Origin of the sequence: Flavobacterium sp. LMO8 (assembly GCF_009495755.1) — a bacterium.
Taxonomy (GTDB): Bacteria; Bacteroidota; Bacteroidia; order Flavobacteriales; family Flavobacteriaceae; genus Flavobacterium.
Window position 1 is genome coordinate 136412 of sequence record NZ_WIBJ01000031.1, and the last position, 25011, is coordinate 161422.

Annotated in this window: 22 protein-coding genes; 14 read left to right on the forward strand and 8 right to left on the reverse strand. The window is 32.2% G+C overall.

The features are described 5' to 3' along the window. Positions 1-148 precede the first annotated feature (148 nt). From GFJ94_RS08530 to GFJ94_RS08550, 5 genes are all read left to right on the forward strand, one after another. A complete protein-coding gene (locus GFJ94_RS08530; protein WP_153201130.1) occupies positions 149-844 on the forward strand; it encodes an SCO family protein in 696 nt (231 codons plus the stop codon). 97 nt (positions 845-941) lie between these two features. Beyond that, positions 942-1169, forward strand: coding sequence for a FeoA family protein (locus GFJ94_RS08535; protein WP_153201131.1), 228 nt, complete (start codon positions 942-944; stop codon positions 1167-1169). Between the two features lie 5 nt (positions 1170-1174). Beyond that, complete coding sequence (gene feoB / locus GFJ94_RS08540; protein WP_153201132.1) at positions 1175-3277, forward strand: ferrous iron transport protein B; 2103 nt, start codon at positions 1175-1177, stop codon at positions 3275-3277. Positions 3278-3506: 229 nt separating this feature from the next. Continuing rightward, positions 3507-5726: a TonB-dependent receptor domain-containing protein gene (locus GFJ94_RS08545; RefSeq protein ID WP_153201133.1), complete on the forward strand. Its 2220-nt coding sequence runs from the start codon at positions 3507-3509 to the stop codon at positions 5724-5726. A 75-nt stretch (positions 5727-5801) separates the two neighbouring features. After that, positions 5802-5930, forward strand: a complete 129-nt coding sequence (locus GFJ94_RS08550) for a FeoB-associated Cys-rich membrane protein (RefSeq protein ID WP_153201134.1) — start codon at positions 5802-5804, stop codon at positions 5928-5930. On the opposite strand, the gene GFJ94_RS08555 is transcribed toward GFJ94_RS08550, so the two are convergent. Continuing rightward, positions 5927-6745, reverse strand: coding sequence for a ZIP family metal transporter (locus GFJ94_RS08555; protein ID WP_153201135.1), 819 nt, complete (start codon positions 6743-6745; stop codon positions 5927-5929). The two genes, GFJ94_RS08550 and GFJ94_RS08555, sit on opposite strands and share 4 nt — an antisense overlap. 2 nt (positions 6746-6747) lie before the next feature. After that, positions 6748-7395: a metal-dependent transcriptional regulator gene (locus GFJ94_RS08560; protein WP_153201136.1), complete on the reverse strand. Its 648-nt coding sequence runs from the start codon at positions 7393-7395 to the stop codon at positions 6748-6750. A gap of 84 nt (positions 7396-7479) precedes the next feature. On the opposite strand from GFJ94_RS08560, the gene GFJ94_RS08565 reads away from it, so the two are divergent. From GFJ94_RS08565 to GFJ94_RS08590, 6 genes are all read left to right on the forward strand, one after another. Further along, the gene (locus GFJ94_RS08565; protein ID WP_153201137.1) at positions 7480-9675 is read left to right on the forward strand and encodes a TonB-dependent receptor; all 2196 of its coding nucleotides are present in this window, start codon (positions 7480-7482) and stop codon (positions 9673-9675) included. Further along, entirely contained in the window at positions 9675-10847 is a 1173-nt protein-coding gene (locus tag GFJ94_RS08570) for a lycopene cyclase family protein (protein ID WP_153201138.1), read from the forward strand. The genes GFJ94_RS08565 and GFJ94_RS08570 overlap by 1 nt, the downstream gene beginning before the upstream one ends. A 135-nt stretch (positions 10848-10982) precedes the next feature. Beyond that, on the forward strand, positions 10983-11393 hold the full coding sequence (locus GFJ94_RS08575; protein WP_153201139.1) for a BrxA/BrxB family bacilliredoxin: 411 nt from the start codon (positions 10983-10985) through the stop codon (positions 11391-11393). 87 nt (positions 11394-11480) lie between these two features. Further along, complete coding sequence (locus tag GFJ94_RS08580) at positions 11481-12215, forward strand: 1-acyl-sn-glycerol-3-phosphate acyltransferase (RefSeq protein ID WP_162523829.1); 735 nt, start codon at positions 11481-11483, stop codon at positions 12213-12215. A gap of 4 nt (positions 12216-12219) precedes the next feature. Further along, the gene (locus tag GFJ94_RS08585) at positions 12220-13212 is read left to right on the forward strand and encodes an acyl-ACP desaturase (protein ID WP_153201141.1); all 993 of its coding nucleotides are present in this window, start codon (positions 12220-12222) and stop codon (positions 13210-13212) included. A 76-nt stretch (positions 13213-13288) separates the two neighbouring features. Then, entirely contained in the window at positions 13289-13933 is a 645-nt protein-coding gene (locus GFJ94_RS08590) for an HD domain-containing protein (RefSeq protein WP_153201142.1), read from the forward strand. A 51-nt stretch (positions 13934-13984) separates the two neighbouring features. Here GFJ94_RS08590 and GFJ94_RS08595 read toward each other — a convergent pair whose 3' ends face one another. The 5 genes from GFJ94_RS08595 to GFJ94_RS08615 all read right to left on the reverse strand — a co-directional run bounded on the left by GFJ94_RS08595 (position 13985) and on the right by GFJ94_RS08615 (position 19869). Beyond that, positions 13985-14761 carry an enoyl-CoA hydratase/isomerase family protein gene (locus GFJ94_RS08595; protein WP_153201143.1) on the reverse strand — a complete coding sequence of 259 codons (777 nt, stop codon included), beginning with the start codon at positions 14759-14761 and terminating at the stop codon, positions 13985-13987. Positions 14762-14776: 15 nt separating this feature from the next. Beyond that, on the reverse strand, positions 14777-16189 hold the full coding sequence (locus tag GFJ94_RS08600) for a PAS domain-containing sensor histidine kinase (RefSeq protein WP_153201646.1): 1413 nt from the start codon (positions 16187-16189) through the stop codon (positions 14777-14779). A gap of 56 nt (positions 16190-16245) precedes the next feature. Then, complete coding sequence (locus tag GFJ94_RS08605; RefSeq protein WP_153201144.1) at positions 16246-16803, reverse strand: CopD family protein; 558 nt, start codon at positions 16801-16803, stop codon at positions 16246-16248. A gap of 74 nt (positions 16804-16877) precedes the next feature. After that, positions 16878-17894 (reverse strand): ferrochelatase, encoded by a 1017-nt coding sequence (hemH, locus tag GFJ94_RS08610; protein WP_153201145.1) that lies wholly within the window; start codon positions 17892-17894, stop codon positions 16878-16880. 184 nt (positions 17895-18078) lie between these two features. Beyond that, the gene (locus GFJ94_RS08615; protein ID WP_153201146.1) at positions 18079-19869 is read right to left on the reverse strand and encodes a GNAT family N-acyltransferase; all 1791 of its coding nucleotides are present in this window, start codon (positions 19867-19869) and stop codon (positions 18079-18081) included. A gap of 195 nt (positions 19870-20064) precedes the next feature. On the opposite strand from GFJ94_RS08615, the gene GFJ94_RS08620 reads away from it, so the two are divergent. The 3 genes from GFJ94_RS08620 (at position 20065) to GFJ94_RS08630 (ending at position 23107) form a co-directional block, all read left to right on the forward strand. After that, positions 20065-20826, forward strand: a complete 762-nt coding sequence (locus GFJ94_RS08620) for an exodeoxyribonuclease III (RefSeq protein WP_153201147.1) — start codon at positions 20065-20067, stop codon at positions 20824-20826. A 137-nt stretch (positions 20827-20963) separates the two neighbouring features. Further along, positions 20964-21929 (forward strand): OmpA family protein, encoded by a 966-nt coding sequence (locus tag GFJ94_RS08625; protein WP_153201148.1) that lies wholly within the window; start codon positions 20964-20966, stop codon positions 21927-21929. A gap of 137 nt (positions 21930-22066) precedes the next feature. Further along, complete coding sequence (locus tag GFJ94_RS08630) at positions 22067-23107, forward strand: aldo/keto reductase (RefSeq protein ID WP_153201149.1); 1041 nt, start codon at positions 22067-22069, stop codon at positions 23105-23107. Between the two features lie 48 nt (positions 23108-23155). Here GFJ94_RS08630 and GFJ94_RS08635 read toward each other — a convergent pair whose 3' ends face one another. Then, on the reverse strand, positions 23156-24964 hold the full coding sequence (locus GFJ94_RS08635; protein ID WP_153201150.1) for a DUF4139 domain-containing protein: 1809 nt from the start codon (positions 24962-24964) through the stop codon (positions 23156-23158). Positions 24965-25011 lie beyond the last annotated feature (47 nt).

Below are 25011 nucleotides of genomic sequence, written 5' to 3' on the forward strand. Positions count from 1 at the left end.
CTAACAATCAGGTAATTTTTAATCATCTTTAGTAGATTTTTAGGTATAATTTCACAAATATAATAAAGATTTTCAAGTAATTACAAATTTAACAATTGTGTAATTCATATTAAAAATGAAATAAACACTATTTTTGCAAAAAAAAACAATGTTAGCTAGTCTTAAATCATATAAAAAATTTTTAGTTCTGTTTTCAATTATTTCAGTTGGGATTTTCTTTGGGATTTACACCTTACTTTCTCCAGAAAAAATGCTTCCAATCTACTCTCCTAGAGATATTAATCCAGAATTAGTAGATTCTACGGTGCAACATATTGGTAACGACCATAAAATAGCTGATTTTGCTTTTACAAATCAAAATGGAAAAGTAATCACCCAAAAAGACTATGATAATACAATTTACGTAGCCGATTTCTTTTTTACCACTTGTCCAACTATCTGTCCAAAAATGACCGATAATATGGTTTGGTTGCAAAATCAGTTGAAAAATACCTCAGAAGTTAAATTGTTGTCTTTTTCGGTTACGCCTGATATTGACACACCTGAAGTTTTAAAAAAATATGCTATCGAAAAAGGAGTGGATGATTCGCGTTGGAATTTAGTAACCGGAGATAAAAAGGATATTTATTATTTAGCTCGAAAATCCTATTTAGCAGTAAAGACAGGCAAACCAGAAGAACTATATGACATGGTTCATACCGAAAATTTCATTTTGGTGGATAAGAATAAACGAATTCGTGGTTTTTATGATGGTACTAACTTAGACCAACCTACCAATGACCCAAAAACAAAGAACATGAAACAACTTTTAGAAGATATTTTGTGGCTTTGCAAAAACCAATAAATTAATTTTTATAAATAATTTGCTAAAGTTGAGAATTATCAGTTGTAGTCCGATTATAATTTTTACTTTTGTATTTTAATTCAATCTAAATAAGGAAATGGAAATTTGTTCTTCTGAACTTAAAATTGGAGAAATTGCCAAAATAACCTCCATCAATCTAGATGAAATCCCTCTAAAGTTATTAGAAATGGGATGTTTACCTGGAAATTCCATTACTTTAATTCAAATTGCCCCTTTAGGTGATCCTTTGTACTTTAATGTTAATGATTCACATGTAGCCATTCGATTAGAAACAGCTAAAGAAATCACGGTTACCAAATTGTAATTCTCATGAGTAAAAATCCTATAAAAGTTGCTTTAATTGGAAACCCTAACGTGGGAAAAACATCGGTTTTTAATGAATTAACTGGATTGAATCAACAAGTAGGAAATTACCCAGGAATCACCGTTGAAAAAAAACAAGGCATTTGTAAATTAAACGAATCCACAAAAGCAAAAATCATCGATTTACCTGGAACTTACAGCTTAAATGCGAGTTCTATTGATGAAAACGTAGTAATTGAATTGCTGCTAAATAAAAACGATGAAGATTTTCCGGATGTAGCGGTTGTGGTTACTGAAGTGGAAAATTTAAAGCGAAATTTACTCCTTTTTACCCAAATTAAAGATTTAGAAATTCCGACTATTCTTGTTATTAACATGGCGGATAGAATGCAACTAAAAGGAATTGAGTTGGATATTCCAATTTTAGAAATGGAACTAAAAACAAAGATTGCTTTAGTTAGTTCACGTAAAAAAACCGGAATTGATAACCTAAAAAACCTAATTCTCAATTACGAAACGCTTTCAACCGAACCGTGTTTAAATGCTTCGTCGATTGACCCAGATTATTTTAATAATTTACGAAGAGCGTTTCCAAATCAACTATTGTACAAACTTTGGTTGGTAATTACGCAAGATGTTAATTTCTTAAATTTAGAACGAAACGAAATTAAAAGTTCGTTTACCAAATCACACACCGATTTAAAAAAACTACAACAAAAAGAAACTATAAAGCGTTATCAATTTATAAATGATACACTAAAATTAGGTCAAAAAATCGATATTTCTAAAGCAACGGATATTCGTGCAAAAATCGACCAAATTCTGACACACAAAATTTTTGGTTACGTAATTTTCTTTGGAATTTTAATGCTTATTTTCCAATTTTTATTTGATTGGAGTAGTATTCCAATGGATTTTATAGATGAAACGTTTGCCAATTTGAGTTCGCTTGCCAAACAACATCTTCCTGCAGGAGAATTCACCAATTTAATTAGCGAAGGATTAATTCCAGGAATTGGAGGTATTGTAATTTTCATTCCACAAATTGCTTTTTTATTCTTGTTCATTTCTGTTTTAGAAGAAAGTGGCTACATGAGTCGCGTAGTGTTTTTGATGGATAAAATCATGCGAAAATTTGGTTTGTCTGGAAAAAGCATTGTGCCTTTAATTTCAGGGACAGCTTGTGCTATTCCGGCAATTATGAGCGCACGAAATATAGAAAATTGGAAAGAAAGATTAATTACCATTTTAGTCACGCCATTCACTACTTGTTCGGCAAGATTACCCGTTTATGCCATTTTAATTTCCTTAATTATTCCTGAAAAAAGAATTTTTGGCTTTTTAAGTTTACAAGGATTAACATTGATGGCTTTGTATTTATTAGGCTTTGGAATGGCTGTTTTTTCTGCCTATTTACTAAATAAATATTTAAAATTAAATTGCAAATCGTATTTCGTTATTGAAATGCCAAGTTATAAAATTCCGATGTTTAAAAATGTTGGAATTAATGTGTTAGAAAAAACCAAAGCCTTTGTTTTTGGTGCCGGAAAAATCATTTTGGCATTGTCTGTTATCCTATGGTTTTTAGGTTCGCATGGATTAAGTGATGATTTTAATAATGCTGAAAAAATCATTACCGAGCAAAATATAAACAAAACCATTACAGCCGAAGCATTTGAAGATCAAGTGAATTCTTTCAAGTTAGAAAATTCTTATATTGGTTACATGGGAAAAGCGATCGAGCCCGTAATTCGCCCTTTAGGTTACGATTGGAAAATTGGAATTGCCGTAGTGAGTTCTTTTGCCGCACGTGAAGTTTTCGTTGGAACATTAGCCACAATTTATAGCGTTGGAAGTCATAGCGAAGAAGAAACAACCATTAAAAACCGAATGGCTGCCGAAGTACATCCAGAAACAGGCAAAAAAATATTCAATTTTGCCACAGGGATTTCATTATTGCTATTTTATGCTTTCGCGATGCAATGTATTTCTACTTTGGCTATTGTAAAAAAAGAAACCAATTCATGGAAATGGCCAATAATTCAGTTGGTTTTCATGAGCGGATTTGCTTATGTAACTTCTTTAATTGCATATCAATTTTTGAAATAATTTGATTTTAGAGTTAAAAAAACCCCCAATTTAGAACCCCATTTTACTAAATTTTAATCAATTAAAAGCTATTTGAATAATAAAAACTTCAATATTATTTNATTAAAATTAATACCTAAAAAATCTTATTATTTATAAATCGTAAATTAGTTTCAAAAAACTTTATTTATAATTTGTCTAAATAAACTTTAGTCATTATTTTTGCTCCGTAGAATTAATCTAAATAAAAATGAAATATATAATTGCCCCAATCGCAATATTAATATCAGGACTAACATTTTCTCAAGAAAAAGAAACTCAAAATGATTCAGTAAAAACATTAAAAGAAGTTGTTGTTTCTGCAAATCAAATCATCGGAAGCAAATTTGAAGCGGCTAATAAAACAGGTTCGGCTTCTTACATTTCAGCGGCAGATTTACAAAAATTTAACTATACTGATATTAATCGCGTACTTAGAACCGTTACTGGTGTTAATGTTTACGAAGAAGATGGATTTGGGTTAAGACCAAATATCAGTTTACGAGGAACTTCACCAGATAGAAGTGCAAAAATCACTTTAATGGAAGATAACGTTTTAATTGCTCCAGCTCCATATTCAGCTCCAGCGGCTTATTATTTTCCATCAGTTGCTCGTATGAGTGCAGTTGAAATTTTAAAAGGAAGTAGCCAAATTCAATATGGTCCTTTTACAACTGGAGGAACCATTAACTTTGTTTCGGCTCCAATTCCAACCAAATTTAGCGCAGGATTTTTAACAGATTACGGAAGTTTTAACACAAGTCGTACTGTTGCAAACGTAGGAATTTCAAATGAAACGGTAGGTGCTGTTGTTCAATTTTTAAACTACAATTCAGATGGTTTTAAAAATTTACCAAGTGGTGCCAATACAGGTTTTGACAAGAAAGATGTAATGGCAAAATTTAGATTACAATCAAAACCAACCAGTAAAATTTATAATGCGTTAGATTTTAAAATGGTGTATGCAGAAGAAGATGCTAACGAAACTTATTTAGGTTTAACAGAAGAAGATTTCAATAATTCTCCTTTCATGCGTTATGCAGGTTCTGAAAAAGATAATATCACTACTAAAAACAATCAATTTTCGGTTACACATACTTTAAAAACAAGTAACTACTTTAGTATAACTACTACGGCTTACCGTAATAAATTTGCAAGAAATTGGTACAAATTAAACGACGTAAGATTTGGCGGAACTACGTATGCAATTGATGCAATTTTAGAAGACCCTACCACAAATGCATTAGCTTTTGATTATGTAACTGGCGCTCAAAACTCACCAAATAATGCTTTAAGAGTTCGTGCAAACAACAGAGGTTATTTAGCTCAAGGTGCTCAAACTAAAATAGATTTTCACTTTCTAACAGGTAAAGTTTACCATGATTTAGAAGTAGGAGTTCGTTATCATAAAGACAGCGAAGATAGATTCCAATGGAATGATAGCTATGCTATGATTGATGGTTCAATGGTATTAACTACTGCAGGAACTCCTGGAACACAAGACAATAGAATTGCTTATGCAAAAGCTTTAGCAGCTCATGCTTTATACAAAATAAAATATAATGATTTAACTGTTACACCAGGAATTCGTTTTGAAACAATTGACTTATTAAATAAAAACTACGGAACGAACGATGTAAATAGAACAGGCATAAATCTTGTTACAAGAGATAATCATGTGAAAGTTTGGTTGCCAGGAATTGGAGCTAATTACAGATTCAATAATTATGTATCATTATTTGGAGGTGTTCATAAAGGATTTGCGCCACCAACAAACACACCTGGAACTGATGCAGAAAACAGTATAAATTACGAAATTGGAACACGTTATAATTATAAAAAATTCAGTGGAGAATTAGTTGTTTACTTTAATGACTACAAAAACCTTTTAGGAAGCGATTTAGCTGCAAGTGGAGGTTCGGGAACATTAGATCAATTCAATGCAGGTGAAGCGCATGTAAAAGGAATTGAATTCTTAATCAATTATCAAGTATTAAAAGAAGGTGGTAAATACAAATTGCCAATTACTTTCGGATATACCCTAACCGATACAGAGTTTGTAAACGAATTTGCAAGTACAGACGGAGCTTGGGGAACAATTGAAAAAGGAGATGAAATTCCATACATTTCAAAACACCAATTTAACGCTTCAATTGCTTTAGAACACGCAAAATTTGAATTGATTTTGGGAGCTAGATATAGTGGTGAATTTAGAACAGTTGCTGGTCAAGGTTCAATTCCAAATGAAAATTCTGTACCTAGTAATACTGTTGTTGATTTTGGTTCAAAATATAAATTCAACAAACATTTCAGTCTTACAGGAAACATCAATAACCTTTTCGATACTACGTATTTGGTTTCAAGAGTTCCAGCAGGATTAAGACCTGGAATGCCATTTAGCGCTTCAATCGGAATTGCCGCTCAATTTTAAGAATTTTCAGTTTGTTTTAAGTTAATAAAAAAGCAATCTCATTAATTTTGAGATTACTTTTCTTATTTTTGTACTATGGATATACAACAAATCTTAGTTTACCTTTCTTTAGCCATAGCTGTAGGTTTTTTAGTTAAGAAATTCTTGTGGAAAAAACGTCCAAAGAAATCAAAACCTTGTGGCGACGATTGTGCTTGTCATTAACCTAAAGCCACGTCTAAAATCATCATTACAATAAATCCGCCGATAAAACCTAAAGTAGCAATATCGGTATTTTTATCTTGTTGGGTTTCTGGAATTACTTCTTCAACAACAACGAATATCATGGCTCCAGCTGCAAAAGCTAATGCATAGGGTAAAATTGGAGTGAAAAAAGTAACAGCAACCGCTCCAATTACTCCAAAAATAGGTTCTACAATGGCAGACGATTGTCCGTACATGAAACTTTTTCTTCTGCTCATGCCCATTCTTCGTAAAGGCATAGATACCGCAATTCCTTCAGGAAAATTTTGGATTCCAATTCCAATAGCTAAAGTAACCGCTCCTGCAATAGATGCTTCTGGAATTCCAGCTGCAACACCACCAAACAAAACTCCTACCGCTAATCCTTCTGGAATATTGTGCAACGTAATAGCTAACACTAAAAGAGTAGTTCTTTGCCATGGCGATTTCATTCCTTCGGTTTCTTTGAAATTGATGTGCATGTGAGGCAACACTTTATCCAATCCAAAAATAAATAAAGCTCCTAAAGCAAATCCAACAGCTGCCGGAATTACCTTTACAAAACCTTCTCCATGACTCATTTCGATAGCGGGTGCTAACAAACTCCAAAAACTTGCAGCCACCATTACACCTCCTGTAAAACCAAGCATTCCATCTAAAACTACTCGATTCATCGTCTTAAAAAAGAACACAAACGAAGCGCCAAATGCTGTTAAACCCCAAGTAAATGTGGTCGCTAAAAAAGCAGCCAAAATTGGGTCAATACTTTCAAAAAAATGAATAATTGAATCAAACATAATTATTGTACGTATAAGTTATTAGCAATTTTATTCGAAATCGTTAATCTTTTTCCATCGATTTCAACGGTTAATGTATCATCAAAATCTTCTTTGTCAATTACTTTAACAACTGAACCTAAAGCTATTTTTTGTTTGTCTAAGTATTTTAAAAAATCAGTAGAAGAATCTTTTACGCCAACACAATGAAACGAAGCATTAATTTCAACTTCTGATAACAATTGTTTCTCTATTTTCTTAATCACACCTTTTGCATCAGGAATGGGATCTCCGTGTGGATCAGCAACTGGAAAACCTAAAAAAGCATCCAATTTATTTATTAATTGTTCGGATTTAATGTGTTCCAATTCTTCTGCAATTTCGTGCACTTCATCCCAAGAAAAACCTAATTTATCTACCAAAAACACTTCCCACAAACGGTGTTTTCTCACAATCATTTTTGCTGAATGCAAGCCTTTTTCGGTTAAGGTAACTCCTTGATATTTCTGGTAACTTACCAAATCTTTATCCGAAAGTTTTTTCATCATATCAGTTACCGAAGATGCTTTCGTATCTAGCATAGCGGCAATAGCATTGGTATTTACTCCTTTTGGAGACACTAATGATAAATGATAAATAACTTTGATATAATTTTCTTCAGAAATGGTCATAAACAATTCATTTCGACAAATATATATTCTTTTTTTAGATTCATAAACATTTTATTTTTAGTTTTGTCTAAATTTAATTTTAAAATGTTTAAAATATTTATTTATACAACTCTATTTTTTTCGCTTTTTACCTTTTCACAAAACACAATAAAAGGGAAAGTGACCGCTAATAATGAAATTTTAGCTTATGCCAATATTTATATAAAAGAACTAAACAAAGGGGTTGAAACCAATGAAAATGGTTTGTATGAAATAGCTAATATTCCAAATGGTTCTTATACAATTATTGCTTCGTATGTTGGGTTTAGACCCGAAAGAAAAAAAGTAAATATTTCAAACGAACCAAATTATATTCTGAATTTTAACTTGATTGAAGATGCAAATGTTTTAGACGATGTTGTTGTTTCTGGAACACTAAAACCAGTTTCAAGAATGGAAACTCCAGTACCTGTTGAAGTATATACCACTGCTTTTTTAAAGAAAAACCCAACCTCCAATATTTTTGAAGCCTTGCAAAATGTAAACGGCGTTCGACCTCAACTCAATTGCAATATTTGCAACACAGGCGACATTCACATCAACGGATTAGAAGGGCCGTATACGATGGTTACGATTGACGGAATGCCTATTGTGAGTTCACTTTCAACCGTTTATGGTTTATCAGGAATTCCGAATTCTTTGATTGACAGAGTTGAAGTCGTTAAAGGTCCAGCTTCAAGTTTGTATGGAAGTGAAGCGGTTGGTGGTTTAATTAATATTATTACCAAAAAACCTATAAATGCACCTTTGTTTTCAGCCGATATTTTTTCGACTTCTTGGTTAGAAACGAATGTGGATTTAGGTTTTAAAAGTAGCATTGGTAAAAAAGCGGTTACTTTAGTTGGTATCAATTATTACAATTATAATCAACCCATCGATAATAACAACGATAACTTTACCGATGTAACCTTGCAAGAACGAATTTCCATCTTCAACAAGTGGAATTTTGAGCGAAAAAACAACAAAGAATTCACCATCGCAGGACGACTATTTTACGAAGACCGTTGGGGTGGCGAAATGCAATGGAACAAATCGTATCGCGGTGGCTCGGAAGTGTATGGTGAAAGTATATATACGAAACGTGTCGAGCTTTTGAGTAAATACCAATTACCAACAACAGAAGATATGTATTTGTCTTTTTCCGTAACGGCTCATGATCAAAATTCGGTGTATGGAAATACCATTTATTTAGCGAATCAAAAAATTGCTTTCGGACAATATACTTGGGATAAAAAATTAGAAAATCACAATTTGTTATTGGGAGCCGCTTTTCGCTATCAATATTATAATGACAACACAACAGCAACTCTTTCGGCAGAACAAACAAAAATCTACAGCGTTTTTCTTCAAGATGAAATAAAATTAGCGGAGAAACATCATATTTTATTAGGTGCTCGATACGATTATAACAACAATCATGGCAACATTTTCACCCCGAGAATTGCCTACAAATGGAATCCAACCGAAAATGATGTCTTCAGAATCAACGCTGGAACTGGATTTCGAATTGTGAATTTATTTACCGAAGAACACGCTGCTTTAACAGGTTCGAGAGATGTCATAATTACCGAAGATTTAAAACCTGAAACTTCGTACAACATCAATTTGAATTATTTGAAGAAAATTAGATTTGAAAACGGTATTTTTTTAGGATTTGAAACTTCGGCTTGGTATACGTATTTTAACAACCAAATTATTCCAGATTACGACACCAATCCGAACCAAATTATTTATTCCAACTTAAATGGCTATGCGCAAACGTTAGGAATTAGCGGCAATATCGATTTGGTTACGCCTTTTGGATTGAAAGCAATTCTTGGTTTCACAATTATGGAACCTAAAAATATGCAATACGGGGTGAGTTCAACACCTGTTTTAACGGAAAAATACAGCGCCAATTGGGCAATCACTTACGATATTCCAAAATGGTTTTTATCCATCGATTACACTGGAAATTTATATGGACCAATGCGTTTGCCAATTTTAGGAGACTTAGATCCAAGACCTGAATATTCTCCTATTTGGAGTTTGCAAAACGTTCAATTTACTTATAAAAAATTTCGTAGTTTTGAACTTTATGGCGGTGTAAAAAATATTTTGAATTGGACACCAAATAAAGGAACTCCCTATTTAATAGCTGGAGCAGATGATCCTTTTGGCGAAAATTTTGACGCAACTTATGTGTATGCACCCAACCAAGGAATTAGAGGCTTTTTAGGAATTCGATATACTATTTTTTAATGCAACATTATCATTACATTTTCACAGGTTCAGGATTATCGGCTTTGATGACCGTTTATGAAATGCTTTTATCTGGAAAATTTGATGATAAATCTATTTTGCTAATTGATGAGAATACTAAAAAAGTAAACGATAGAACTTGGTGCTTTTGGGATGAAAACAATTTATTTGATGAAATCGTCTCAAAAAAATGGAATCAAGCTGTTTTTGCGAATAATAAATTTAATAAAGTTTTAGAATTAAAGCCTTATCAATACAAAAAAATCAATGGTTTGGATTTTTATGAATTGGTTTTCAAGAAGATTTCCGAACACAAAAACATCCATTTTCTAAATGAAAAAGTTGTTGATTTTACAGAATTAGGTAATCATTGTATTGTAAAAACCAAAGAAGAAACCTTCACTTGTAACAAAATTTTTAATTCAATTTACAATCCAGAAGTTGTTACGGCTCAAAATAAATTTCCTTTAATTCAGCAACATTTTATTGGTTGGTTTATCAAAAGTAAAGAAGCTGTTTTTACTCCAAATTGTGCCACTTTCATGGATTTTTCGGTGGAACAAAAAGGCAATACACGTTTTATGTATGTTTTACCAACATCTTCAACTGAAGCCTTGTTAGAATACACGCTGTTTTCAAAAGACTTACTTTTAAAAGAGGAATACGAAGCTGAAATCAAGAAATACATTGAAAATCTCGGAATAACCGAATACGAAATCATCGAAAAAGAACAAGGCAATATCCCGATGACGTGTTATCCTTTCTGGAAACACAATACTATGAACATTATCAATATTGGTTCGGCTGGCGGTTGGACAAAAGCTAGCACAGGTTATACTTTTAAAAACGCATCCAAAAAATCAAAGTCATTAGTCCAGTTTTTAGAAAAAAGTATCTCGACTTCGCTCGATATGACAGATTTTAGAAAATTCCATAAAAAAGATAAATTTTGGTTGTATGATTTATTGTTGTTAGATATTTTAAGTTCGAAAAACGAATTAGGTTCCAAGATATTTTCTTCGATGTTTAAAAAAGGAAATTCTAACGTTATTTTTAAATTTTTAGATGAAGAAACTTCCATTTGGGAAGATTTACAGGTGATTTGGAAATGTCCAAAAGCTTTATTTATAAGAGCACTACTTAATAGAAGCTTTAATGTTAAAAAAATATAATTTTCACATATCAAACTATAACAAAACTTTATAATTGAAATTATAATAAAATTGTAATTCTCATTATCTTTGCAAAGGTTTTTGTTTACAACAAATCTGCAATCAAAAATCGTTAATCTTAAATCATAAATAATTATGTATCCAGAAGAAATGGTAAAACCAATGCGTGCTGAATTAACAGAAGCTGGTTTTCAGGAATTATATAGCGCTGAAGCATTAGAAAATGCTTTAAAAAATGAAGGAACTACGTTAGTAGTAATCAACTCGGTTTGTGGTTGTGCAGCAAGAAATGCGCGTCCAGGAGCAAAAATGAGTTTAGATGGTGCTAAAAAACCTTCACAATTAGTAACGGTTTTTGCAGGAGTTGACAAAGATGCAGTTGATGCAGCGCGCCAACACATGTTTCCTTTTCCTCCATCATCGCCATGTATGGCATTGTTTAAAGATGGTGAATTAGTTCACATGTTAGAACGTCATCACATCGAAGGTCGTCCAGCAGAATTAATTGCTGAAAATTTAAAAGACGCTTACAACGAATTTTGCTAAGATACTATGCTGGCATACAATAAAATCCACCAAAATATTGGTGGATTTTTATTTTATAGCTTACTTTTGCCCAAATTGGTTTTTTACATGGAAAAAATTCTTTCATACCCACTTTCAATACTATACACCATAGTTTTTTTTATTTGGTTGTTAATTTTTCATCCAATTCAATGGGTTTGTTATAATTTATTTGGTTACAATGCACATCGTATAAGTGTTGCATATTTAAATCTTTGCTTAGTTAGAACAGCACATTTACTTGGCACAACATATCATATTGAAGGAATGGAAAATATTCCTAAAAATAAACCTTTAATTATTGTTGCCAATCACCAAAGTTTGCATGATATCACAACTATCATTTGGTTTTTACGAAAAGTACATCCTAAATTCATTAGTAAAATCGAACTAGGAAAAGGAATTCCGAGTGTTTCTTATAATTTACGTCACGGAGGTTCAGCTTTAATTGATAGAAAAGATCCAAAACAAGCGTTACCTGAAATTAAAAAAGTAGCCGAGTTGGTTAACAATAACAACTATTCTGTAGTGATTTTTCCAGAAGGAACAAGAAGTAAAACAGGAGCACCTAAACCTTTCGCCGTGAATGGTTTAAAAATGTTATACAAGTTTGCTCCAGACGCCTACTTCTTGCCAATTACTATTAATAATTCGTGGAAAATGACTAAATTTGGTAAATTTCCTCTTGGATTAGGAACTCGTTTAGAATTTACTATTCATAAACCAATGAAAAATTCAGAAAATCCGTTTGAAGAAATTTTTGAAAAAACTGAAAAAGTAATTACACAACATATAAAATTATAACCCCATGTCAATACAAAATGTACGACTAGAAGTAATGCAATTTCTTGAAAAGAAAATTGACACTTTTGTCGATGAATTTTTAATCCCGGTAGAAAAAATTTGGCAACCGTCAGATTTATTACCGAATTCAGAAAAAGAAACTTTTTTTGAAGAAGTAAAAGAACTTCGCGAAATTGCTAAAGATTTACCTTATGATTTTTGGGTAACTTTAGTAGGAGATACTATTACTGAGGAAGCTTTACCTACCTATGAATCTTGGTTAATGGAAGTAGAAGGTGTGAATCAAGATGAAGGAGGAAATGGTTGGAGTAAATGGGTTCGTCAATGGACTGGTGAAGAAAACCGACATGGAGATTTATTAAATAAGTATTTATATTTATCAGGTAGAGTTAACATGCGTGAAGTTGAAATGACAACTCAGCATTTAATTAATGACGGATTTGATATTGGAACAAGTAATGATCCTTATAAAAACTTTGTTTACACCAGTTTTCAAGAGTTAGCAACATATGTTTCTCATAATAGGGTAGCTCTTATTGCTAAAAAACATGGCGATAAAAAATTACACAAAATTTGCAATATGATTGCTGGCGATGAAATGCGTCATCATTTAGCATACAGCGAATTTGTCAACCAAATTTTTAAAGTAGATCCTAGTGAAATGATGTTGGCTTTTCAACACATGATGAAGCATAAAATTACAATGCCAGCTCACTTTTTAAGAGAATCGGGTCAAAAAATAAGTACTGCTTTTGAACAGTTTTCAGATTCTGCTCAGCGTATAGGTGTTTATACAGCAAATGATTATGTAGACATTATGCAAAAACTTATCGATAAGTGGGAAATTGACAAAGTTACCGGCTTAAATAGTGATGCTGAAAAAGCAAGAGATTACTTAATGAAACTTCCGGGAAGAATGGCAAAAGTTTCAGAGCGATTAGTAATTCCAGAAACTAGCCATATTTTTAAATGGGTTGAACCTGCTTTAATCAAATAATAAAATCTATTATAAAGTTATAATTCCAAATTCAATAAAATAATTTTGAATTTGGATTTTTTTATATCTTATACATATGCAATTAATCAACAATACGATACTATTTGTAAAAGACAAATTAGAAGATGCCGAAGGTGGCCATGATTGGTTTCACATTGAACGCGTATATAAAAATGCTTTGTTAATTGCTGATGGTGAAGAATGTGATTTAACCGTGGTGAAGCTTGGCGCTTTATTACATGATATTGCCGATTCAAAATTTCATGGTGGCGATGAAACGGTTGGTCCAAAAACGGCGAGAACTTTTTTGGAATCGCAACATGTTTCTGAAGATGTCATTTCACATGTAATTGCTATTATTGAAAATATTTCGTTTAAAGGCGGAAATTTCGAAAAGAAATTCAATTCCAAAGAATTAGAAATTGTACAAGATGCTGATCGATTAGATGCTATTGGTGCCATAGGAATTGCTCGTACTTTTAACTATGGCGGTTTTAAAAATCGTCCGTTGTACAATCCAACTATTCAACCTAATTTGAATATGAGTAAAGAAGAATACAAAAATAGTGAATCGCCAACTTTGAATCACTTTTACGAAAAACTATTACTACTAAAAGACAAAATGAACACCGAAACAGGTAAAAAAATTGCACAAAAGCGTCATGATTTTATGGTGACTTTTTTGAGTCAGTTTTATGCCGAATGGGATGGTCAAGAATAAAAAAAGCGCTTGACTTTAATCAAAGCGCTAATAATTAATTTAATAATACAATTATTCCCCAGGAAACACTGCTTTTCTTTTTTCTAAAAAAGCGGTTGTTCCTTCTTTAAAATCTTCGGTTCCAAAAGAAAGACCAAAGTTTTTAATTTCTACTTCATAACCATTCGTCCCGTCTTCAAAATTGGCATTAATTGATTCGATTGCTTTTGCGATAGCTACACTTGAATTGTTTGTGATTTTTGAAGCAATTCCTTTTGTGAAATCTAATAGTTCTTCTTGTGCAACAACATGGTTTACTAATCCGTAATTTTTAGCGGTTTCTGCATCAATCATTCCTGCTGTCATGATTAGTTCCATTGCACGACCTTTGCCTACTAATTGCGCTAAACGTTGTGTTCCTCCATAACCTGGAATAACTCCTAAAGTAACTTCTGGTAATCCCATTTTTGCATTGGTTGAAGCTGTTCTAAAATGACAAGCCATTGCCAATTCTAATCCGCCACCAAGAGCAAATCCGTTAACTGCTGCAATAACTGGTGTGCTTAAATTTTGTACAAAATCAAACAATAAAGCTTGTCCTTCAGCAGCTAATTTTCCACCTTCTTCAACCGAAAAATTAGCGAATTCTGAAATATCGGCTCCAGCAACAAATGCTTTTTCGCCACTTCCAGTTACTATAATAGCTTTTACCGATTTATCCTCGTTTAGTACTTTAAAACCATCATGTAATTCTTGAATTGTAGCTTTGTTTAATGCGTTTAGTTTTGTGGGTCTATTAATGGTAATAACCGCAATATTGTCTTGTTTTTCAATTAAAATGTTTTCCATTTTTGTTTGTTTTGATTATTTATTAATTGGAAAAGAAACCAAAAATTCGGTTCCAACATTAGGTTCCGTTTCAAAGGTAATCGTTCCGTTATAATTTTCTATAATGTTTTTTATAATTGCTAAACCAAGTCCCATTCCGCTTGATTTTGTGGTAAATTTTGGTTCAAAAACACGCTCTTGATTTTCTTCTAAAATTCCTTTTCCGTTGTCTTTAACCGCAATTTTTACTTGATTATCTTCTCTAAAAACGGTTACAAAAACCAGTTTGTTTTCTTGTTCTTCTGGAATAGCTTGAATGGCATTTTTTACCAAATTTGTGATGACACGAATTAATTGTGTTCGGTCTAACTTGGCGATAATTTCGTCTTCTAATGCTGAAAACTGAATGTAATCTTCATTAAAAATTTCCAATGCCATCTTTACAATTCGGACAACATTTAAAGTTTCGTTTTGTTGTGCTGGCATGGTTGCAAAGTTAGAAAAAGCTCCTGCAACAGCCGTCATGGTGTCAATTTGTTGTAAGATAGTTTTGGTATAATCGTCTAATTTTTGAGCAATATTTGGGTCATTAGCATCAAACTTTCGTTGAAAACTTTGCACCGTTAATCGCATTGGTGTAAGTGGATTTTTAATTTCATGTGCTACTTGCTTTGCCATTTCGCGCCAAGCTTGTTCTCTTTCGCTTTGGGCTAAAATTGTAGCGCTCTCTTCTAATTTATCCACCATGTTATTATAGGAACGAACCAATGAGTTGATTTCCTTACTTCCGTCTTCAATAACAATTTTTTCATTGCGTTGATCCAATTGGGTTTCTTGCATTTTATCGCTAATAATTTTTAACGACTTTGTAATATAACTCGATAGAAAATACGAAAGTACAATGGCAATAAAAAACATAAAAGTATAAACCTGTCCAAAACGAATTAAGAAATTTTGAACTTCGTTATCATAAAACTCAGCGTCTTCTTCATAAGGCAAATTTAAAATAGCGAGCGGCTTAAATTTATTATCCTTTAAATAAGTATAGGAAGAACGAAATGTTTTGTCATCAATGTTTGAAAATTCTATATAACGTTTGTCTAATGAAGATTGAATAATTTTTAAAGTTGAAGGATTTATTTTTGGTTTATCTTTATCTAATTTAAAAATGGCTTTTGATGAAACTAAGAGCTTTCCTTTTAAATCAAATAAATTGATTTCCATACTGTGAACATCGGCTATTTCTGTTATTTTATCTCTAAAAATATATTTTAAATTTTCTGTTGTTAATTCAAAACTGGTATTTTGTAACACATAATTTATATGTTCAGCAATTGCGGTTTCTTTTCGTTCTAATCTATCTTGATGATATTCTCTGGCTTCTTTTCTAAATTGATAAATTGAAACTGTGGCAATAAGTATAGACGCAATAAGTGTTAAGAATATCATGGATAGAAATATTCTTATTCGTAGTGAAAGATTTTTGATATTAAAAATTCTATCCATTACCTGTTTTGGTTCTTCTCTCTTATTTTTTTATACAATTTGAATCCTATCATAATTACAATCGAAAAAACAAAAATTCCTATAACACCATAAATCCAATTGATTGCATTTTTTAAAATTACTAAAAAAACAACTGCGAAAAGAATAATAGTGGCACCTTCATTCCAAATTCTAAAAAAATTACCCGAATGTTTGACTTCGTTATTTTGTAATTGCTTAAATATTTGATGGCATTTTAAATGATACAAATACAATAAAAACACGAACGCTAATTTTACATGCATCCAAGGTTGAGTTAACCAAACTTTCCCAACTTCCGTAAAAAACAACATCCAAAAAGCAAAAATACTTGCCAAAACAGCACTTGGCCAAGTAATAATATACCACAAACGGTATTGCATTAATTGGTATTGTTTGATTAAAATATCTTGCTCTGGTTGCGGTTTTAGTTTGGCTTCGGCATGATACACAAATAAACGAACAATGTAAAACAAACCAGCAAACCAAGTTATTACAAAGATTAAATGCAATGATTTTATGTAGTTGTAAAGTTCCATATTACTTAGTTTCAAGTTTCAAGTTTCAGGTTGATTGCCGTTCTAAGAACTTGAAACCTGAAACTTGAAACAATTTATTTAATCCATTCTTTAACCCAATTTGCCACCACACCACACCATTCATCTTCATCATTTAAACATGGAACTGCCATGAATTCCTCGCCACCATGATGCAAAAATTGTTCGTTAGCCTCCATTGCAATTTCTTCTAAAGTTTCTAAACAATCGGCAACGAATGCTGGTGTTACAACGGCTAATTTCTTAATGCCTTGTTCTGGCATTTTGTTGATTTCTACATCTGTATAAGGCGTTAACCATTTATCACCTGCTAAACGCGATTGAAAGGTTTGGCTGTATTTTCCTTCTGGAATTCCTAATAATTTTACAACTTGTCTTGTAGTTTCATAACATTGATGACGGTAACAAAATTCGTGTGCTGCTGAAGGTGTATTGCAACAAGAACCGTCAATTTTACAATGCGATTTTGTTACATCTGTTTTGCGAATATGACGCTTTGGAATTCCGTGATACGAAAATAATAAATGGTCATATTCGAATCCTTCCAAGTGCTTTTTAATAGAATTTGCCAAAGCCTTAATAAAATCTGGTTTGTTATAAAATGCTGGAACATTAGTAAATGTCATTTCAGGAAAATGCTTCTGGCGTAATTCTTCTGCCAAAACTAAAATAGTAGTAGTTGAAGCCATTGCATGTTGCGGATACAAAGGCAAAAGCATAACCTCGGTCACCCCTTGATCTTTTAATTCTTGCAATCCTTTCTGAATAGTCATGGTTCCATAACGCATGGCTAAAGCAACCGGGACATCAACCAAATTTTGAACCTTTTGGTGCATTTTTTTAGAAATCACAATTAAAGGAGAACCTTCGTCTGTCCAAATTCTTGCATATGCTTCAGCTGATTTTTTAGGGCGCGTTTGCAAAATAATTCCTCTAACCAATAAAGCACGTAATAAAAACGGAACGTCTATTACGTATTTATCCATTAAAAATTCATCTAAATAAGGCTTAACATCTTTTGCTGTTGGGCTTTCTGGTGATCCTAAATTTACTAATAATACTCCTTTTTTCATTTTCTTTTTTTTTCAAAAATACTATTTAATTTTCATAAACAAGGTAATTGAATATTTCTTAAAAATAGGAACTATTTTAAGATTTGAAGTTATTTCATTATAGATAAAAGTAATATAATTTAAAGTAAAATAATATTTACATGTTTGAAAGAAAAGATAAAATATTATTCGTTAGTAACTATTTTTATCCTTTTTCTTTTCTTTCCAATTCCGCTTGAAATTCTTCCATAACGGGTTTCATGGTGCTTTCAGGAATATCAGATATTCGAATATACATTAAACCGTCAACCGCATTATTAAATAGTGGATCCACATTAAATGCAACCACTCTTGCGTTTTGTTTGATGTATTTCTTAATTAAAACCGGTAAACGTAAAGTTCCAGGTTCTAATTCGTCGATAATCTTATCAAATTTATTCAAGTCGGATTCTGTTTCGTTAAAAACAAAATCTTTATCAGCGTCTTTCAGTTTTACTTTGAATTCTTTTTTCGGATGCACATATTGCGCAATGTATGGATCGTAGTAATGCGATTTCATGAATTCAATCATTAACGATTTTGAAAACTCAGAAAACTGATTGCTAATACTTACGCCACCAATCAAATATTTGTGTTCAGGATAATGTAAAGTCGTGTGAACGATTCCTTTCCATAACAAGAACAATGGCATAGGTTTTTGTTGGTATTCTTTAATAATGAACGCTCTACCCATTTCGATAGATTTACTCATCATATCATACAATTCCGGTTCAAAACGGAATAATTCATGCAAATAAAAACCATCAATTCCGTGTTTTGGATAAATATGCGAACCTAGTCCCATACGATAAGCGCCAGCAATACACTGTGCTTCTTCATCCCACAAAAACATATGGTGATAATATTTATCGTAAGCATCTAAATCTAATGATTCGTTTGTTCCTTCACCTACTTCTCTAAACGTAATTTCGCGCAAACGGCCAATTTCGTGTAAGATATTCGGAATTTTATCCGCAGTTACGAAGTAAACTTCATAATTTTTACTTTGTAATAAGCGGTAATCACCATTTTTTAGAAAAGCCATCTCTTCTAAAATTTGATCATGATTTGCTGGTTTCGCAATTTGCTTAGGAGGTTTTGGAAGGGTTAATTTTGGTAAATTAATTTTGGTTTCATCCTCAAAAGAATTAGATAGCATATAGGTTTTCTTTCTCAAGAATTCACCGTAAGATTCAATGTTTTGGTATTCGTTTTGTTCTGCTACCGAAATAGGTTTTCCAATACGAACTTTAATTACTCTATCTTTTTGTGTTAGTAATTCACTTGGTAATTTAGCTGTTCTAAGTGTATCATTTATTTTAGATAAGAAGTAAAACAATCTACTATTCTTAGCATGAAAATAGATAGGAACAACCGGAACTTGCCCTTTACGAATGACTTTTATAGCGCCTTCTTCCCAAGGTTTGTCAACAACTAACTTTCCATCTTTATAAGTAGAAACTTCACCAGCAGGGAACATCCCTAATGGTTTTCCGTCGCTTAAATGACGTAATGTTTCTTTAATTCCAACAACACTTGATTTAGCATCTTTATGATTTTCAAACGGATTAACCGGCATAATGTACGGTTTCATCGGTTCGATGCGGTGCAATAAAAAGTTGGCGATAATTTTGAAATTAGGTTCTCTTTCAAGCATTAATTTCAAAAGTAAAATACCGTCAATTCCGCCAAGTGGATGATTAGAAATCGTAATATAGGCGCCGTCTTTTGGTAAACGTTTTAAATCTTCTTCTGGGATTTCAAATTTGATTTGGAATTCATCTAAAATAGCATTTAAAAATTCCAATTCACTCAAATGTTTGTTTCGGTCATAAATTTTGTTCAGCGACGAAATCTTAAGCACTTTCATGAGCAACCAGCCCGAGAAAGTCCCGAAAACACCATATTTGTCAGCATTAATTGCCTTTGCAACTTCTTTAGCAGTAACTAAACCCATTTATAATTTGTTTATTGAGCAAGAAACAAAGATAAGAATTTTGATGAATTTTTAGCACTTTTCATATGGTAATAAAAAGACGAATTTGTTATATTTTTTAGTAACTTGATAGTTAGTTAATTATGAAATCAATGAAATCTAATCTTTATTTTTAAAAACCTTTTTCTTATATTTGGTCAAAAGCTAAAGCAGTAAATGAAAATTATATCCTACAACGTTAACGGAATTCGTGCCGCCATTACCAAAGGTTTTTTAGAATGGTTGCAACAAGCAAATCCCGATGTTATTTGTCTTCAAGAAATTAAAGCTACAGAAGACCAAATTCCAAAATTAGAAATTGAAGCAGCAGGTTATCCGTACCAATATTATTTTCCAGCGGAGAAAAAAGGATATAGTGGTGTGGCTATTTTGTCAAAAATAGAACCTAAAAATGTAGTTTTCGGAACTGGAATTCAACACATGGATTTTGAAGGAAGAAATTTACGTGTCGATTTTGATGAACTTTCGGTAATGAGCCTATATTTACCTTCTGGTACGAATATTGATCGGTTAGATTATAAATTTCAATATATGGCTGAATTTCATTTGTATATTGATGAATTAAAAAAAGAAATCCCAAATTTGGTAATTTGTGGCGATTATAACATTTGTCATGAAGCAATTGATATTCATAATCCAAAAGGTAACGAAAAAACATCTGGTTTTTTACCGGAAGAACGCGCTTGGTTAGATGGTTTCATGAAAAGTGGATTTGTAGATACGTTTCGTCTTTTAAACAAAGAACCACATAATTATAGTTGGTGGAGTTACAGAGCCAATGCTCGAAATAATAACAAAGGCTGGAGAATCGATTATTGCTTGGCAGCGACACCTTTGAAAGATAAAATTCAAAGAGCATTAATTTTGCCGGAAGCCAAACATTCCGATCATTGTCCAGTTTTAGTAGAAATTAAATAAAAAAACAAGTTAATAACAAGTTCAAATTCATAAAGTTAAAAAGTAAAATATCTCTGTGTATCTCTTTTCAACAGAGTCTAAATAATAATAAACTCAGTGAATCTCTGTGTAAAACTAAAATGTAAAAACAATATAAAATGATTAGAAAAATTGCCCTTGCCTGCGTAGTTTTAAGTTTAACTACTTCATGTGTTTCTAAAAAAATCTACCAAGATTTAGAAAACAAATATGCCGATTTAAAGAAAGAACACAACGCTTTATCAGATGAAAACGGATTGTTAAAAACAAATAAAAATCAGTTAGAATTAGATAAAAACAATTTACAAACAGAATTAGACAAAACCAAAGCGGAACGTGATAAATTAGCAGCAGATTATGCTGCTACAAAAAAGAGTTTAGACAATTTGAAAGCGTCTTATGCAGCGCTTGAAAAAGATAGCAACGATGCTTTAGAAGCTAATATTAACAAAAACAGACAATTGTTAGCTGAGCTAGAAGCCAAACAAAAAGCTTTAGCAGCTGAACAAGATCGTTTGAACAAATTGAAAAAAGATTTAGAAGCTTCGTCAACTCGTTTAGCCGAATTAGAAAAAATGATGGCGGATAAAGAAGCAGCTATGAAAAAACTAAAAGAAACTTTATCTAAATCTTTAAAAGCTTTTGAAGGTAAAGGTTTGACTGTAACTGAAAGAGATGGAAAAGTGTATGTTTCTATGGAAAACAAATTACTTTTCGAATCGGGAAGTTGGACAGTAGGTTCAGAAGGAAAAAAAGCTGTAAAATTAGTTGGCGATGTTTTAGGACAAAATCCAGATATTTCAGTATTGATTGAAGGACATACTGACAATGATAAAATTACAGGAACCATTGGTGGTGGAGTAGAAAACAACTGGGATTTATCTACAAAACGTGCTACTGCCATTGTAAATATTTTATCTGAAAATAAAGCAATTGATAAGAAAAACCTAACAGCTGCAGGTCGTGGAGAATATGCGCCTTTAATGAGTAACGAAACCGCTGAAGGGAAAGCAAGAAATAGAAGAATTGAAATTATTTTAACACCTAAGTTAGATGAGATTTCAAAATTGATGAATGAACTATAAAAAGGTTAAAAGGTTATAGTTTAAAAGGTTAAAAGTTCAGAGAATTTTCTTTGAACTTTTTTCTTTTTAATAAACTTTACTACTTTGTATCTTTGTAAACTAAATATAAGATTGCTTCGTGTCTCGCAATGAAAAAAATGAACTATACAACACTACCTAATACCGAACTAAAAGTCAGCAAAATCTGTTTGGGAACGATGACTTTTGGAAATCAAAATACCGAAAGTGAATCGCACAATCAATTAGATTATGCCATTGAAAAAGGAATCAATTTTATTGATACTGCCGAGATGTACCCAATTGGTGGCAACGCACAAATTTTTGGAAGTACAGAACGTCACATAGGAACTTGGATTAAGAAAATTGGTGCATCGGAAAGAGAGAAATTGGTTTTAGCAACTAAAATTGCAGGACCAAATCGTGGAATGGATTATATCCGTCAACCATTAGATTTTTCTAAGAAAAGTATTCATGAAGCGGTAGAGTTGAGTTTAAAAAACCTTCAAACGGATTATATCGATTTATATCAAATGCACTGGCCAGAGCGTGTAATGAACATGTTTCAAAAACGTGGTGTTCAGGAAATAGATTCAAAGTGGCAAGACAATATTTTTGATGTATTAACAGTTTACGACGGTTTAATTAAAGAAGGAAAAATCAAACATATTGGACTTTCAAATGAAAATCCGTGGGGTGTAATGCGTTTTTTAATGGAAAGCGAAAAACACGGTTTGCCAAGAATTGCAACGATTCAAAACCCATTTTCGTTATTGAACCGATTGTATGAAGTTGGTTTGTCGGAAATTGGAATGCGTGAAAATGTTGGGTTATTAGCGTATTCTCCATTAGGTTTCGGATTTTTATCTGGGAAATATTTGAATGGTTATCCAGAGAATTCACGAATGAAATTGTTTCCAAATTTCGTTCGTTATACCAATAAAAACTGCTTCAAAGCAACCAAATTATACAAAGAATTAGCAGAAGCTAACGGTTTAACGTTAACCCAAATGGCAATTGCTTTTGTGCATCGTCAAAAATTTGTGACTTCAACGATAATTGGCGCTACTACGATAGAACAATTGCAAGAAAACATTGCTGCTTTTGATACTGTTTTATCAGATGAAATTGTTGCTGAAATTGAAAAAATTCAGGAATTAATTCCAAATCCAGCGCCTTAAGAAAATAAAAAAACCTGACAGGTTTCAGAAACCTGTCAGGTTAATAAATTACAAATTATCTATAAACTTATCCTTCGGATATTTGACCTTATAACTAATTCTGAATTTCTTAGTTTCTCCAGCGTTGAGTTTCACATCCCAAGTTAAAATTCCAGTTTCGGCATTTACTTTTGCTTTTCCGTTGTCTAATAATTCGATGGTAATTTCTTTATCAGTACTAATTGGATATTGATCTTTTAGCAACATTTCAATTGCTTCTTTTTTGTTGTTTTTTACCGTGATATCATAGGTAAATGTTTGTTCTTTATGACCAGATAAGAATTTAGTTCCGGATTTATCTGCAATTTTCTCACGTTTGATGGCGATTTTTTTATCTCTTCCCATGCTCAAATTCAAAGTGTCTGACGTTTGATTTGGGTTAATCATGGTTTTGCCTACGTACATTCCTTCGAAAATAATATTCGCTTCGCCAGGTAATAAATTGAATTTCGAATATTCACTAATTTCAGCTAACAAAAAGGCTTCTTTTTCTGCTTTTGGGACGGCGTAATATTTGTAAGTTGCTGGTAATTTCAAATCTTTCAAGGCAACACTATGCGCTTTTCCATTGGATAAAATGTCATATGGAATGTCTATATCAAAGGAAACATTTAATTGGTTTTCGGTGATTTCGGTATAATCATCTAATCCGTTTTTAGTAGTTACAATTATAACTCCATTAACACCTTGTTCTCCATACAAAGCTGCACCTTGAGCACCTTTTAAAACTTCTGTACTTTTAATGTGGCTAGAATCAATACTTTGTAATGTTCTTGCGTCTGAAATCACACCATCAATTACCACTAATGCCTGATTGTTTTCTGAAATACTTCTACTTCCTCTTAACACGATTTTTGTATCTGTTTGTTGATTGATTTCCATTCCTGATACTTTACCCTGTAATGAATTTATGGCTGCATTACTATTATTATAACCATAAGTTCTCGGATATCCATATCGTAAAAACCAAGCTTGTAAAATAGGAGCTTTGTTGTTTTGGTTAGGGTTACCGCTTGAAAGTGTTAGTTTTACTTTTTTCCAATCGATTCCTGTGTTTTGCACCACTTTTGCTTTGTACATTAGGTTGATAGGTGAGTTGATGTTGTCAGCTCGTAAATCGTAAAATGGCGACCATGAAGCGTTATTCGTTAAGTAATTGATGTCAAGATTTACTGAGCTTGCAACATCAGTCATGACTTGCAATACTAATTTTCCTTGCGAAGATTTTTCTTGTTTTTGAGTATTCAATTCTAATTTAGAATTCAGTTTTGACAATTTGTCTTTTAACTTCTTTTCTTTCTCGATTAATGTATCTACCAAATTACTCAACTCGTTTCTTTTAGCTCTGTAATAATCTACTAATTTGATTAATTCCGTTACATTCAAACCCGAGTTTTGTCCAGCAACGTTTTGATTTTTATCTAATAAATCAATGGTTTTGGAATAGGATACTTTTTCGTTGGCAATTTTTCCCATTTCTTTTTCGATAAGCACAATGCTATCACGTACTTTTTTAATCATCGGATTGCTTTCATCAATTTCATATTCGGAAATAAAATTTCGGGTAAACTGAACCGACAAAACCGTAACATTAGCCGGAGCACCAATTTGAATGGTGTTTTCATTGACATAATCTGCCACATTTTTAATAACAATTTCACTGGTTCCAGAAGGAAGTGTAACAGCTGCCGATTGTAATAATTCAGCCGAATTGCTGTAAACTGTTGCGCTTTTAATTTTAGCTGAAGTAAAAATTGGTTTTTGAGCAAATGTGATTGCTGAAAAACATAATAATACAAATACAAGTATTTTTTTCATCTCTATAAACTTTAGTGTTTATTGTATAGAGTGAAATAAAAATGAAA